13 protein-coding genes and 1 pseudogene are annotated in these 13,048 nt (G+C 64.2%); 7 read left to right on the forward strand and 7 right to left on the reverse strand.

What is annotated here, in order from left to right; translation table 11 throughout:
* Nucleotide 1: 1 nt before the first annotated feature.
* Both ACIQTS_RS14740 and ACIQTS_RS14745 read right to left on the reverse strand, forming a co-directional pair.
* Nucleotides 2–1,519, reverse strand: a complete 1,518-nt coding sequence (locus ACIQTS_RS14740; protein ID WP_402473767.1) for an MmgE/PrpD family protein — start codon at nt 1,517–1,519, stop codon at nt 2–4.
* Entirely contained in the window at nt 1,516–2,169 is a 654-nt protein-coding gene (locus tag ACIQTS_RS14745; protein ID WP_400290604.1) for a GntR family transcriptional regulator, read from the reverse strand. The genes ACIQTS_RS14740 and ACIQTS_RS14745 overlap by 4 nt, the downstream gene beginning before the upstream one ends.
* Nucleotides 2,170–2,314: 145 nt before the next feature.
* On the opposite strand from ACIQTS_RS14745, the pseudogene ACIQTS_RS14750 reads away from it, so the two are divergent.
* A pseudogene (locus tag ACIQTS_RS14750) lies at nt 2,315–4,273 on the forward strand (AMP-binding protein); the annotation flags it as partial.
* A gap of 13 nt (nt 4,274–4,286) precedes the next feature.
* Here the strand turns inward: ACIQTS_RS14750 and ACIQTS_RS14755 are convergent.
* Nucleotides 4,287–5,036: a response regulator gene (locus tag ACIQTS_RS14755; RefSeq protein WP_133834500.1), complete on the reverse strand. Its 750-nt coding sequence runs from the start codon at nt 5,034–5,036 to the stop codon at nt 4,287–4,289.
* Nucleotides 5,037–5,050: 14 nt separating this feature from the next.
* The gene (locus ACIQTS_RS14760) at nt 5,051–6,757 is read right to left on the reverse strand and encodes an ATP-binding protein (protein ID WP_402473768.1); all 1,707 of its coding nucleotides are present in this window, start codon (nt 6,755–6,757) and stop codon (nt 5,051–5,053) included.
* Nucleotides 6,758–6,924: 167 nt separating this feature from the next.
* On the opposite strand from ACIQTS_RS14760, the gene ACIQTS_RS14765 reads away from it, so the two are divergent.
* The 3 genes from ACIQTS_RS14765 to ACIQTS_RS14775 all read left to right on the forward strand — a co-directional run bounded on the left by ACIQTS_RS14765 (nt 6,925) and on the right by ACIQTS_RS14775 (nt 9,403).
* Nucleotides 6,925–8,223, forward strand: coding sequence for a cation:dicarboxylate symporter family transporter (locus ACIQTS_RS14765; RefSeq protein WP_105659041.1), 1,299 nt, complete (start codon nt 6,925–6,927; stop codon nt 8,221–8,223).
* A 115-nt stretch (nt 8,224–8,338) separates the two neighbouring features.
* Nucleotides 8,339–8,950: a GDSL-type esterase/lipase family protein gene (locus ACIQTS_RS14770; protein ID WP_400290606.1), complete on the forward strand. Its 612-nt coding sequence runs from the start codon at nt 8,339–8,341 to the stop codon at nt 8,948–8,950.
* A 9-nt stretch (nt 8,951–8,959) separates the two neighbouring features.
* Nucleotides 8,960–9,403: a cytidine deaminase gene (locus ACIQTS_RS14775; RefSeq protein ID WP_332595002.1), complete on the forward strand. Its 444-nt coding sequence runs from the start codon at nt 8,960–8,962 to the stop codon at nt 9,401–9,403.
* A gap of 16 nt (nt 9,404–9,419) precedes the next feature.
* Here the strand turns inward: ACIQTS_RS14775 and ACIQTS_RS14780 are convergent, their stop codons facing one another.
* The 3 genes from ACIQTS_RS14780 to ACIQTS_RS14790 all read right to left on the reverse strand — a co-directional run bounded on the left by ACIQTS_RS14780 (nt 9,420) and on the right by ACIQTS_RS14790 (nt 10,426).
* Nucleotides 9,420–9,770 (reverse strand): VOC family protein, encoded by a 351-nt coding sequence (locus ACIQTS_RS14780; protein WP_105659044.1) that lies wholly within the window; start codon nt 9,768–9,770, stop codon nt 9,420–9,422.
* Nucleotides 9,771–9,839: 69 nt separating this feature from the next.
* Nucleotides 9,840–10,010 (reverse strand): maleylpyruvate isomerase N-terminal domain-containing protein, encoded by a 171-nt coding sequence (locus ACIQTS_RS14785; protein WP_400290988.1) that lies wholly within the window; start codon nt 10,008–10,010, stop codon nt 9,840–9,842.
* A gap of 44 nt (nt 10,011–10,054) precedes the next feature.
* Nucleotides 10,055–10,426, reverse strand: coding sequence for a hypothetical protein (locus ACIQTS_RS14790; protein ID WP_400290610.1), 372 nt, complete (start codon nt 10,424–10,426; stop codon nt 10,055–10,057).
* A 186-nt stretch (nt 10,427–10,612) separates the two neighbouring features.
* Between ACIQTS_RS14790 and ACIQTS_RS14795 the strand changes: the two genes are divergently transcribed.
* From ACIQTS_RS14795 to scpB, 3 genes are read left to right on the forward strand one after another with little or no spacing between them, the layout of a single operon-like run.
* Nucleotides 10,613–11,509 carry a ParA family protein gene (locus ACIQTS_RS14795; protein ID WP_013348536.1) on the forward strand — a complete coding sequence of 299 codons (897 nt, stop codon included), beginning with the start codon at nt 10,613–10,615 and terminating at the stop codon, nt 11,507–11,509.
* Nucleotides 11,509–12,411: a ScpA family protein gene (locus ACIQTS_RS14800; RefSeq protein WP_332487318.1), complete on the forward strand. Its 903-nt coding sequence runs from the start codon at nt 11,509–11,511 to the stop codon at nt 12,409–12,411. Before ACIQTS_RS14795 ends, ACIQTS_RS14800 begins: the two co-directional genes overlap by 1 nt.
* On the forward strand, nt 12,404–12,994 hold the full coding sequence (scpB, locus tag ACIQTS_RS14805; RefSeq protein WP_105659047.1) for an SMC-Scp complex subunit ScpB: 591 nt from the start codon (nt 12,404–12,406) through the stop codon (nt 12,992–12,994). Before ACIQTS_RS14800 ends, scpB begins: the two co-directional genes overlap by 8 nt.
* The last annotated feature ends 54 nt before the right edge of the window (nt 12,995–13,048 follow it).

Genomic DNA, 13,048 nt, shown 5'->3' on the forward strand with positions numbered 1-13,048 from the left:
GTTAGAACAGGCCCTTCGGTGCGGCCGCGGCGTCGATGACACCCGCTGCGGCGTTGATGTTCAGCTGATCCAATTCGCCGGCGGCCAGGTTTTCCAGGTTCTGGGCGGCCGCGATGAAGCGGTCGATCTCAGCGTCGTCCACCAGGCCGGTGGCCAGGGTGCGGAACTTGTTGATGTACTGCTCGCGGGCGAAGGGACGTGCGCCCAGTGGGTGCGCGTTGGCTACGGCAATTTCATCAGTGATCACGGTGCCATCGTTCAAGGTGATTTCCACCGAGCCGCCGAAAGCCTTCTCCGCGATATCCAGCGAGTGGTAGCGTCGGGTCCATTCGGCATCTTCTTCGGTGGTGACCTTGTTCCACAGATCCACGGTGTCGGCGCGGCCGGCACGCTCTGGTGAGTACGAATCCACGTGGTGCCATGCGCCATCCTGCAGGGCCACGGTGAAGATGTAAGGGATCGAGTGATCCAGGGTCTCGCGCGATGCGGTCGGATCGTACTTCTGCGGGTCGTTCGCTCCGGAGCCGATAACGTAGTGCGTGTGGTGGCTGGTCTTGATCAGCACCGACTTGACGTTCTCCGGGTCGGTGGCCTCCGGGTGCTCGCCATGCAGCTTGCGGGCCAAATCGATCCAGGCCTGCGCCTGGTACTCGGCCGAGTGCTCCTTGGTGTAGGTGTCCAGGATGGCGCGCTTGGCTTCGCCAGCCTCCGGCAGCGGCACCTCGTAAGCGGCATCCTTGCCGTCAAGCATCCAGGCGATAACGCCGTCTTCGCCTTCGTAGATTGGCACGGGGGAGGTCTGGCCGCGCATCGCGCGGTCGGCAGCCTCGACGGCCATCTTGCCGGCGAAGGCCGGGGCGTGGGCCTTCCAGGTGGAGATTTCACCCTTGCGCGACTGGCGGGTGGCGGTGGTGGTGTGCAGGCCCTGGCCAACGGCCTGGAAGATGGTCTCGACATCCAGTCCCAGCAGGGTGCCGATGCCGGCAGCGGCCGATGGGCCCAGGTGCGCTACGTGGTCGATCTTGTGCTTGTGCAGGCAGATGGCCTTGACCAGGTCCACCTGGATCTCGTAGCCGGTGGCGATGCCGCGGATCAGGTCCTTGCCCGAAGCTCCGGTGTGCTGGGCAACCGCCAGGATCGGCGGGATGTTGTCGCCCGGGTGGGAGTACTCGGCAGCCAGGAAGGTGTCGTGGTAGTCCAATTCGCGCACGGCCACGCCGTTAGCCCATGCGGCCCATTCCGGGGAGACCTTCTCGGAAATGCCGAAGACGCTGGCGCCGGCACCGCCGGTGGATGGGGCGTGGGCCAGTGCCTGGGCACGGGCGGCGACGATCGGGCCGCGGTTCAGCGAAGCGATCGCGACCGAAGCATTATCGATGATGCGGTTGATGATCATGTCGGTCACTTCTGCGGTGACCTCTACCGGATCGGCAGCAACCGTGGCGATCTTATGTGCCAGCTGGTCTTCGCGAGCCAGGTTTTCCTCTGAGCGGTATACGCGTACTGGGTGGTTGATCATGGTAACTGCCTTTCTGATCCGGCCGCGTGGGCCATGATGTGGGTGAAGGATTGGTGCAGGTGAACTGTGGTGGCCGCGGCTGCGACCTCGGGGTTTCCGCTGGCGATCGCTCTCGCGATGGCCGCGTGCTCGGAGGCGGAAGCCTTAAGCCTTTCGGGATTGTCCTTGGCCATGCGCCGCACCCGTTGCAGGTTCACCCGCAAGGTGCGCAGTGCGTTGGACAAGTACTTGTTGCCAGCTGCTTCGTCGATGGACTCGTCCAGCAGCTGCACCAGCTGGTAGTAGGACTCCCGGGAGCCGGGAAGTTCCACCTCCGTGACGGCTGCTTCGAAGCGGCCGGCCAGCTGATTGAAGGCCGATCGCTGCGCGGACTTGGCAGCTTCGCGTGCGCTGGCGCATTCCAATGCCAGGCGCAATACGAACAGGTCTTCTACGTGGTCTTCACTGACTTCGGAGACGACAGCACCGCGTCCGCGATGCTGTACCGCCAAGCCGTCGGCGACCAATCGGCCCAAGGCCTCGCGCACCGGAGTGCGGGAAACGCCCAGGCGTTCTGACTGTTCCACTTCGGCAAGAACGGTACCTGGAGCCAGCCGCCATTCGACGATGTCGGCACGGAGGCTCTCGTAAACCTTGTCGCTTGCTCTCATGGCTCCAGTGTATACATGAAACCCGAAAATATGTGAGCTGTGCCAAATTTTTTTGGGATTTTTTCGAAATATGTATACAAAGAAGTTGCGATGATGTGATCGTACTCATACAGTTAATGCCAAGAGGACGACCTCAACCACCACACAGGTGCCGGGTAATGACGCCCGGGGCCAGGAGGAGAGAACCATGGCGCAGGAATACCGTCAGGCCTTTGACCAAGCCACCAATGACCCAGCCGCATTCTGGCTGCAAGCTGCCCAGGATATCCATTGGGACAAAGCGCCGCAGATTGCGCTGGATGATTCGCGCAAGCCGCTGTATGGCTGGTTTCCGGATGGCACGCTGAATCTTTCGGCCAATGCGCTGGACCGCCACGTTCAAGCCGGCCGCGGAGATAGCACCGCCCTGATCTACGATTCGGCAATGCTGGGCACTGTCACCGAGTACTCCTACTCCGAGCTGCTGCGCGAAGTGGAAATCTTCGCCGGGGTGCTGGCCGAACGCGGCGTGAAGACCGGCGACCGCGTGCTGGTCTACCTGCCGATGATCCCGCAGGCGGCCATCGCGATGCTTGCTTGCGCACGCCTCGGTGCAATCCACTCGGTGGTCTTCGGCGGCTTCGCGCCCAAGGAACTGGCTGCCCGCATTACCGACTGCGCCCCGGTCGCGATCGTCACCGCCTCTGGCGGCATCGAGCCAAGCCGCCGCATCGAATACCTGCCGGCCGTGGCCGAGGCGTTGAGCCTGGCCGAGCCTGCGGTCAGGGACGTGATCGTCGCCCATCGGGATGGTTTCGGGCACTCCTTGGACGAATACCAGGGCAAGCAGGTCAACGGCCAGGAGATCAATTGGCTGGACTGGGATGAGCAGGCGAAGACCTCTTCGCCGGCCGGGCCAGTATCCGTGCCATCCACCCACCCGCTCTACGTGCTCTACACCTCGGGAACCACCGGTGCCCCGAAGGGCGTGGTGCGCGACACCGGCGGCTACGCCACGGCCCTGCAGTACTCCATGAACGCGGTCTACGACGTGCATCCGGGAGACACCATGTTCACCGCCTCCGACGTGGGCTGGGTGGTCGGACACTCCTACATCGTTTATGCGCCGCTGATCGCCGGGGCCACCACGGTGCTCTACGAGGGCAAGCCCATCGGCACTCCGGATGCCGGCGCGTTCGGCCGGATCATCGAGGACCACAAGGTCACCACGATGTTCACCGCGCCGACTGCGCTGCGCGCGGTGCGCAAGGCCGACCCGGAAGGCGCGATGATCGCCAGCCACGATCTGTCATCGCTGCGTGCGCTGTTCGTCGCCGGCGAGCGGCTGGATCCGGATACCTACCACTTCGCCTCGAAGCTGCTGGGCATCCCCGTGGTGGATAACTGGTGGCAGACCGAAACCGGCTGGCCGATCGCGTCCAACCCGCTGGGCCTGGAAGAGCTGCCTGCCAAGGCCGGTTCGCCGACCACCCCGGTACCCGGGTTCGACGTGCAGATCCGCGATGCGCTGGGCGAGCAGCTCGGCGCGAACCAGGAAGGCAACATCGTTGTCCGGCTACCCTTGCCGCCCGGCGCCTTGACCACCCTGTGGGGCAACGACCAGCGCTTCATCGACACCTACCTCTCGCAGATCCAGGGGTGCTACCTCACCGGCGATTCCGGCTTCCTGGACGACGACGGCTACCTGTTCGTCATGGGGCGAACCGATGACGTGATCAACGTGTCCGGGCACCGCCTGTCCACCGGTGCCATGGAGCAGGTCCTGGCAAGCCATCCCGCCGTGGCCGAATGCGCGGTGATCGGCCTGGCCGACGCGCTCAAGGGCCAACGGGCCAGCGGCTATGTGGTGCTCAAGTCCGGTGTGCAGATCCAGGAGGAAACGCTGAAGAAGGAAATCGTCGCGCTGGTGCGCCAGCATATCGGCGCGGTGGCCGACTTCCGCGAAGTCACCGTCGTGGCGGCGCTGCCCAAAACCCGTTCGGGCAAGATCCTGCGCAAGACCATGCGGCAGATTGCCGATGGCAAGGACTACTCGGTCCCATCGACCATCGAGGACACCGCGGTGCTCGACGAACTGGTGCCGCTGCTGCGGCCCGAAGCCTAGGGGAAACCAGAGCCTAGCTGCGCGAGGCTGCCCGGTATTCGTATTCCGGGCGGCCTCGTGTGCCATGCCGGGGCTGCTTGACCACGGCCTTGACCTCGGCAAGATGCTCCAGATAGCGCCGGGCGGTGACCCGGGAGATGCCCAGCTCTTCTCCGAGCTCGGTCGCTGACAGGCAGGTATCGGGCTTGCTGCGCAGATGGTCGGTGATCTGCGCCAACGTTTCCGGAATCAACCCCTTGGGCAGGGACGCGGAAGCGCTGGTGGTGCGCAGGGCCGAGAACGCATTATCCAGCGCGGCCTGGCTGGTATCCGGACCGGTGGAGCTGATCTCGGAAATGAACCGCCGGTGGTTCTCCAATTTCTCGGTGAACGCCGCGAAGGTGAAGGGCTTGATCAGGTACTGGGTGATTCCGGTGGCTACCGCCGAACGCACCACAGCCAGGTCCCGCACCGCGGTAATGGCGATGATGTCGGTGGTCAGCCCGCGGCCGCGCATGCGCTTGGCGACGTCGATGCCGTGCAGGTCTGGCAGGGTCATATCCAGCAGGACCAGGTCAAAGGGGTCGTGGGCATCGCGGGCCGCGGCCAGGAGCCCGAGCGCCTGCTGGCCGTTGGCGGCAATGGCGCCGGTGGCGAATCCCGGAACGCGGTTGACGTACTTGGCGTGGGAGGCGGCAGTTTGCGGCTCGTCGTCGACCACGAGCACCTTGAAGCTGTGCGAGGCGGTGCCCGGCGGGGGCGTGGCTGCAGGGGATTCGTGCACGGTACCCTCCTGGGCTAGTCGCTGATTCTCAAGGGCAAGGTGACGGTGAAGATTGCGCCGGCATCGTTATCAACACCCATTGTGCCACCTAGCCGCAGCACCGCCTGCTGCACCAGTGCCAGCCCCAGGCCGCGCGGCTGGCCGCCGGCCTTGGTGCTGGCCCCGAAGCGCAGCAGCTGATCGAGGAACTCGGGTTCGATGCCCGGGCCGGAATCGGCCACCGCGATGATCAGCTCGTCATCGGCCGCGGCCACTTCCACCCACACCGTCGCGTCCTGGGTGCCCGCCGAAGCATCCAGCGCGTTATCCAGCAAGTTGCCGACGATGGTGACGATGTCGGTGGCGGCAAAGGCATTGCCCGGAATCATGCCCTGCGCGTTGATATCGAGCTTCACGCCGCGCTCATGGGCTTGGGCGGCCTTGGCCACCAGCAGGCTGGAAAGATAGACGTCGTCGATGGAATGCACGATCGCATCGGTGAGCTTCTGCGAATGCTGGCGGTCATCGACCGCGAAGGCCAGCGCCTTGTCGCTCTGGCCATTTTCGATCAGCGTGGCAATGGTGTGCAGGCGGTTGGCATGCTCATGGGTTTGCGCTCGCAGGGCGGTGGAGAAGGTCTTCAGCGATTGCACTTCGCCGGCCAGTTCCTGCACTTCGGTCAAATCGCGCAGCGTCATGACCTGGCCGGTCACCGGCTGGGAGCCGAACCAGCGGGCCGGCAGCCCGCCGCGGCGGGGCAATCGCGCGTTGGTCAGGCGGGCCGGGCCCTGGGAAATGGACAGCACGGTGTGGGTGCCCAAATGGATTTCGTCCTTGCAGCTGCGTCCGGTCGCCATCAGGGTGCGCAGGGTTTCGGGGATCTGCACCTGGTCGAGGTCCAATCCGCCGGAAGGCACTTCCTCGGGGAAGCCGAGCAATCTTGAAGCTTCCTGGTTGTAGAGCACGATGCGGTGCCGCCGGTCCAGCAGGACCAGGCCCTCGCGAACCGAGTGCAGGGCCGAGAAGTAGAAGGCGTAGAGCCGGCGCAGCCCGTGCGGGCCGAAGCCGAGCGTGGCCTGGTTGACGTAGCGGGAGAAGGACCATGAGCTGAAACCCGCCAGCAGCAGGGCCAGCGCCGAAACGGTCATGATCTGCGGAAGTTCGCTGCGGTAGATCGACTCCAGGCTCTCCAGCGTGATGCCCGAAGAGACCATCCCCACCAGCTCGCCGTCATGGTAGACCGGGGCGATGGTGCGCACCGATAGGCCCAAGGTGCCCGCGGCCACCTCGTTGTGGGTCTGGCCGGCCAGTGCCTGGTTGATGCTGCCCGAATATCCCTTGCCCAGCTGCTCGGGGTCGGGGTGGGTGACGCGCAGGGCATCGGGGGTCATGATCGTAATGAAATCCACGCCTTGCCCGCGGTCCAGGATCTTGTCGGTGTAGGGCTGCAGCTGCTCGGTGGGGTGATCGCCGGCCAGGGCCTGGGACACGAAAGGATCGTTGGCCAGGGTGATGGAAATCGTGGCCACCGTGGCCTGCTTGTCATCCTGGATCACCTGCGCCTGGTGCTGGTAGGTGGCGACCGCCAGGCCGACGACGACGAAGATGACCACCAGCATCTGGGCGGCGAAGATGACTACCGCCAGGGACCAGCCGTCGCGGCTGAGCGGTGCGGGGGAGGCGGCCTCGCGGGTGGGGCGGACCAGCGACAGGTCGGTGAAATGATCGGTCACTGCGCTCATCTCCTTGTGCTGCCTGGTCCTTGTACTGTTCACCGCGTGACCAATATGAACGCAATGGAGATGCGGATCACTTCGAACCGCACCATGGATACAGAACGATTCTACGTAATGCCGGCTGTGCAAGGGTGCACGGTTCGGTTCCATGCGCTCACAAGGGTAGGACTACCATGGCTGTCACAGACCAGATGCCGCCGGCAGGCAATTCGCCGCAGGCCGGAACGAAGAAGAAAGACAAGACCCACTGGCTGTACATCATGGTGATTGCCGCCGTGGTGCTCGGCGCAGCAGTCGGCCTGCTGGCCCCGGAGGTGGGCAAGGCCCTCAAGCCCCTGGGCACCGGATTCGTCGCACTGATCAAGATGCTGATCGGTCCAGTCATCTTCTGCACCATCGTCCTGGGCGTTGGTTCCATTGCCAAGGCGGCAACCGTCGGCAAGGTCGGCGGCCTGGCGCTGCTGTACTTCATCACCATGTCCACCTTTGCGCTGGCCATCGGACTGGTCGTCGGCAACATCATCCACCCGGGTTCGGGGCTGAAGCTCGAGCCGTACGAGTCGGGATCCGGCGGCGGGGAGAACTCCACCGTGGCCTTCCTGCTGGAAATGATTCCGGGCGACATCCCCGTGCTGCCGACCCTGGTGCTGGCCCTGCTGGTCGGCTTCGCGCTGCAGTCCATGGGCAAGTCCGGCGAGCCTGTGCTCAACGCAGTCAAGCACATCCAGGCGGTGGTCTTCCGCCTGATGATGATGATCATGTGGGCTGCCCCGATCGGTGCCTTCGGTGCCATTGCCGCAGTGGTCGGCGCTACCGGCTGGGCCGCCATCGGCTCGATGGCGATCCTCATGGGTGCCTTCTACGTAACCTGCGCGCTCTTCATCGTCGTCGTCCTCGGTTCCCTGTTGCGCCTGGTCACCGGCCTGAACATCTTCTTACTGCTGAAGTACCTGGCTCGCGAATACCTGCTGATCTTCTCCACCTCATCCTCCGAGTCGGCACTGCCGCGCCTGATCGCCAAGATGGAGCACGCAGGGGTGTCCAAGCCCGTCGTCGGCATCACCGTGCCTACCGGCTACTCCTTCAACCTCGATGGCACCGCCATCTACCTGACCATGGCGGCACTCTTCGTCTCAACGGCCATGGGCATGCCCATGAGCCTGAGCGAGCAGATCGGCCTGCTGGTCTTCATGATCATCGCTTCCAAGGGCGCAGCCGGCGTGACCGGCGCCGGCCTGGCCACCCTGGCAGCCGGCCTGCAGTCGCACCGCCCGGAACTGCTGGACGGCATGGGCGTGATCGTGGGCATCGACAAGTTCATGTCCGAGGCCCGCGCGCTGACCAACTTCACCGGCAACGCCGTGGCAACCTTGCTGATCGGCAAGTGGACCAGGGAGATCGACATGGACCAGGCCAAGGCCGTACTGGCGGGCAGCCTTCCATTCGACGAGAGCAGCGTCGAAGGCCACTAGGACCTTGCTGGAAATCCGTTATCCGACACGTTCGGGTAACGGATTTTCTGCGTCTGGGCGCCTTTGGCAAGATAGGGCCTAGCCGGGCGCAGCAGCCAGCAGGCGGAAAGGCATCATGGGTTCAGCGGTACGAGTGTGCTTTGTCGGCGATTCCTTCGTCGCAGGAGTCGGCGATGAAACCCATCGCGGATGGGCGGGGCGGCTGGTCGCCCGGGGAATCGAACGGGGCCATGGGCTCACCGGCTACAACCTCGGTGTTCGCGGCGATACCAGCGCCATGATCCGGCAGCGATTCGAAGCTGAATGCGCCGCACGCTTTCCGCCAGGGGATTACGCGCCAGGCGTGGTGCTCTGCTTCGGGGTCAACGACGTGATCCGCTGGGACGCGAAGCCGCGGGTGGCCGCCGGAGAACGGATCCAGAACCTCGAGGCCATCCTGGATGCGGCAAAGGAACGCAATTGGCCGGTTCTCATGATCGGTCCGCCGCCGATCGCCGATGATGCATTGAACGCGGAACTGCGCGAGCTGGATGCGCAAATGCGGGCACGGTGCGCGTCGAGGAATGTGCCTTATCTAAGCGTGTTCGGGGATCTTGCGGGACATGAGCTGTGGCGCCGCCAAGTGGCCGCCGATGATGGAGCGCACCCGCGCGCAGCAGGATACGACCTGCTGGCGGAGATGGCCAGCCAGGCTTGGGACCCGTGGCTTGCGGAACTGGGCAGCTAGGCTGGAGCAATGAACGGGACACCGCACCGGCAGCAGTATCGTGCACTGGCAGACGCCGAGGAAGAACTGGTCGAACTCGCCCGGCGGACCATTGAGGCAGCAACCGACGCGCCCGATGGCGGCGACGGGGTGCACACCATGGGTGCCGCGGTGCTGGCTGCCGACGGCGCCATGCACGCGGGCGTGAATTTCTACCACTTCACCGGAGGCCCGTGTGCAGAGCTGGTGGCCTTCGGTGCGGCCCGTGCGGCCGGGGCAAGGGATCCGCAGGTGGTGGTGGCGGTGGGCAACCAGGGGCGCGGCATCAAAAGCCCGTGCGGGCGCTGCCGCCAGGTGATGGCTGATAGCTATCCGTGGCTGCGGGTCATCGTCGATACCCCGCACGGGGCGCGCAGCATCGGCATTCGCGAGCTGCTGCCGTTGTCTTTCGACTGGTTGGCCGAGCAAGCCTGAGAGCCTGATGCCCGGCTCAGCGCGAGAGGCCGGGCAAGGGCGAAGCGAGCACCACCCGGTTGCCGTCGGGATCCTGCAGCTGCACGATCCGTGCTCCGCCGCCAGGCTGCGGGCCGTGATGCCCGATGCCCGCATCCAGCAGGCGCGCGGCCTGCGCGTCGAGGTCGGCCACTTCCAGGACCAGCGTGCTGTATCCGGCACGGTCGGGCTCCGCGAAGACCTGGACTCCGAATCCCGGGGCCAGATGCCATTCGAGCAGCCCGTCCATGGGCCGCTGGTCCGGCGCCCGGTTGAAGAGCCGCGCGTACCAGTGCTCGGCCCGGGCCAAATTCGATACCGTGCAATTGCTGAGCATTCCCGTGAACATCTGCCTCGCCCCTTATGCCGCCGGATGCCGGCGCGTGTGGAACCATTCGACCACCGGAATGCGCCAGGATCAAGAACTTATCCGAATAGCCAGCGGATGATCGGGCTGGGCACCAGGGCGCTGCCCAGCCGGGGACTCCACGGCAGGATCACCCTCCAGTGCCTGGCCGGTGGCTAGGGCCAGATCGCAGAGGTGGTCAAGCAGTTCGCGTACCGTCCAAGCGGTGCATGGCGCGGGAATCCTGGTTCATGATGATTCCGGTTTTCGGCCCAGAAGCACGCAGGTCAGTGGCCGGCCGCGGTGTGCAGGCGCGGGCCGAACTGGACCTCATGATCCAGAGCCATCAGCTCGTTGATCGACGCGTGCAGCTGTTGCGCAGCGAGAATCGACTGGATGTACTCCCAATAAGCATGCAGCTCCTCGGCCCGTCTCCACCCCGGTGCCGGTTCATCCGGGCCCACCACAACCAACGCGGTTTCGCGGATTCCGGCCGGCGTCACCTGCGCCCATTCTTCGCTGCTGGACCATCCGCGGTCGTCGAGCACCACGATGAATTGCCCGTCGTCCAGTTGGGCCTGGAGGAGCACACGGACCCTTGCCTGCTTGCTGCCTGGCTCGGCTTCCGCCCAGCTGGCGAGCTTTTCAATGGTGCGCATCGCGCCCTTCCCGTAAATGCCAGATTGCGTTCAGCTCGCATACAACATTAGAGCTAAGGTTCAAGGTAAAGGCTCGCCGTGGAAGAACCCAAAAAACCAAGATCTTTTGCTTCGACCGATAACCTTGAAAAGAGCTTACAGCTCGAAGAATCAGGTTTATCGAACGGGAAGTGTGGTTTACCCATCGTGAGCGAGGAACAGGGAAACAAGCACCGCGGAGCGGGGATGCTCAAGGAGCCTCGCCCAGTGGGTCCTACTGGCAAGCCATTGACAGATTTCCCCGTGCCAGCACCGTTGCCATCGCACGGCCCGGCACGCGTGATCGCCATGGTGAACCAGAAGGGCGGCGTCGGCAAGACCACCTCCACCATCAATCTCGCCGCCGCGCTCGCCGAGTACGGCCGCAAGGTGCTGCTGGTGGACTTCGACCCGCAGGGCGCGCTGTCTGCCGGCTTCGGAACCAACCCGCATGAAATGGACATCACCGTCTACAACGTGCTGATGGACCGCAAGGTGAAGATCACCGACGCCATCGTGAAGACCGACGTCGAGAACATCGATCTGCTGCCAGCTAACATCGATTTGTCCGCAGCCGAGGTGCAGCTGGTCAACGAGGTCGCCCGCGAGCAGGTGCTGGAACGTGCGCTGCGCAATGTCATCGACGACTACGATGTGGTGCTCATCGACTGCCAGCCATCGCTGGGCCTGCTGACCATCAACGCGCTCACCGCCGCCCATGGCGTGATCATCCCGCTGACCGCAGAGTTCTTTGCGCTGCGTGCGGTGGCATTGCTGATGGAAACCATCGACAAGGTCAAGGACCGGCTGAACCAAGTGCTGGAGTTGGACGGCGTGGTGGCCACCATGTACGACGCCCGCACCCTGCACAGCCGCGAGGTCATCACCCGGCTGGATGAGGCCTTCGGCGACAAGCTCTTCGAGACCGTCATCAAGCGCACCATCAAGTTCGCCGACGCGAACGTGGCCGCCGAACCGATTACTTCCTACGCCGCCAACCACCCGGGCGCTGAGGCCTACCGCAACCTCGCCCGCGAACTGATTTGGCGTGGTGGTGCCCCGTAATGAGCGCCACGCTCAGCGAAGAAGCCGCCACCGATTCCACCACGCCAGCAGGAGCTGAGCAGGAATCGGCTGGCGGTTTTCGCCTTGCCCTGCAGAATTTCAACGGGCCCTTCGATGTGCTGCTGCACCTGATTACCAAACGCGAGCTGGATATTACCGAGGTCGCGTTGGCAGAGGTCACCGACGAATTCATCGCCTACCTGCGCGAGCTGCAAGCCACCAGTGCCGCCGAGGGGAGCGACGGGATGAAGGTGCTCGATGAAACCACCGAATTCCTCGTGGTCGCCTCCACGCTGCTGGATTTGAAGGCGGCCCGCTTGCTGCCGCGCGGCGAAATGGCCGATGAGGAGGACTTCGAGCTGCTCGAAGCCCGCGACCTGCTTTTCGCGCGGCTGCTGCAGTACAAGGCCTTCAAGCAGGCCGCCGAGTTCTTGGGCGAACGCTACGGAATCGAGGGAGCGCGCCATCCCCGCGAAGTCTCGCTGGAACCGCAGTTCGCGGCCCTGCTGCCGGAACTGGTGTTCAGCATCGGGCCGGACGCCTTGGCCGCGATGGCGGCCAAGGCGCTGGCGCCGAAGCCGGAACCGGAAACAGAGGTCGGCATCGGGCACCTGCACGGGGCGAACGTCACCATTGCCGAGGAAGCAGATGCGATCACCGCCCTGCTCGAAGCCCGCGGCACGCTGGCATTCACCGAGCTGGTGGCAGACGCGGATGCGCAGCTGGTGGTGGTCGTGCGTTTTCTGGCATTGTTGGAGATGTTCAGGCAGAAAGCCATTAGCTTTGCGCAGGAAGATCCGCTCGGCCCGCTGCTGATCTCGCTGGTCCAGGAGTCCAGTTTCGATGCGCAGGCCGTGCAAGACGACTACGAGGGGAGTGCTGGTGAGGTGGATCATGAGTGAGATTGCACCCATTGACCAGCTGCCAGGAGGCCTGGAATCGGGCCTTGAAGCGGTGCTGATGGTCGCCGATATCCCCGTATCTTCGGCGCGTTTGGCCGAAATCTTCGAAGTCCCCACCGCCAGGGTTGCCGCCGCTTTGGAGACCCTTGCTACCGAGTATGATAGTAAGGATCGCCCGCGCGGATTTGAACTGCGTCGCGTCGCCTCCGGGTGGCGCTTCTATTCGCGGGCCGATTACGCCGATTTCGTCTCCAGTTATGTGCTCGACGGGCAGACAGCACGCCTGTCACAGGCCGCCCTAGAAACCCTGGCTGTCATCGCTTACCGACAGCCGGTCTCGCGTGGACGTATTTCGGCGATTCGAGGTGTCAACGTCGATTCAGTGGTGCGCACGCTGCTCACCCGCGGATTGATCACGGAGTATCCGGAAGTTGGGGATGGCGGAGCGACGCTGTACCAAACCACTGAATACTTCCTGGAACGACTGGGACTGGGCTCGCTTGATGAGTTGCCTGCGCTGTCCCCGTATCTTCCCGGGGTGGCCGACCTCGAATCGCTCGATTCGGCAACCTACGACGACTAGGTAGCTGCCAGCCGGCAGCTACAACGGACCAACCACGCGTGAAGCCCCAAGACT

The organism is Glutamicibacter sp. NPDC090743 (assembly GCF_044769125.1).
Lineage (GTDB): Bacteria > Actinomycetota > Actinomycetes > Actinomycetales > Micrococcaceae > Glutamicibacter.

Bases quoted from the DNA above. Each gene is read 5' to 3' on its own strand.
- ACIQTS_RS14745 (WP_400290604.1), bottom strand. From the start codon at position 2,169: ATGAGAGCAAGCGACAAGGTTTACGAGAGCCTCCGTGCCGACATCGTC.
- ACIQTS_RS14775 (WP_332595002.1), top strand. From the start codon at position 8,960: ATGAACGGGACACCGCACCGGCAGCAGTATCGTGCACTGGCAGACGCC.
- ACIQTS_RS14770 (WP_400290606.1), top strand. From the start codon at position 8,339: ATGGGTTCAGCGGTACGAGTGTGCTTTGTCGGCGATTCCTTCGTCGCA.
- ACIQTS_RS14800 (WP_332487318.1), top strand. From the start codon at position 11,509: ATGAGCGCCACGCTCAGCGAAGAAGCCGCCACCGATTCCACCACGCCA.
- ACIQTS_RS14780 (WP_105659044.1), bottom strand. From the start codon at position 9,770: ATGTTCACGGGAATGCTCAGCAATTGCACGGTATCGAATTTGGCCCGG.
- ACIQTS_RS14790 (WP_400290610.1), bottom strand. From the start codon at position 10,426: ATGCGCACCATTGAAAAGCTCGCCAGCTGGGCGGAAGCCGAGCCAGGC.
- scpB (WP_105659047.1), top strand. From the start codon at position 12,404: ATGAGTGAGATTGCACCCATTGACCAGCTGCCAGGAGGCCTGGAATCG.
- ACIQTS_RS14740 (WP_402473767.1), bottom strand. From the start codon at position 1,519: ATGATCAACCACCCAGTACGCGTATACCGCTCAGAGGAAAACCTGGCT.
- ACIQTS_RS14760 (WP_402473768.1), bottom strand. From the start codon at position 6,757: ATGAGCGCAGTGACCGATCATTTCACCGACCTGTCGCTGGTCCGCCCC.
- ACIQTS_RS14765 (WP_105659041.1), top strand. From the start codon at position 6,925: ATGGCTGTCACAGACCAGATGCCGCCGGCAGGCAATTCGCCGCAGGCC.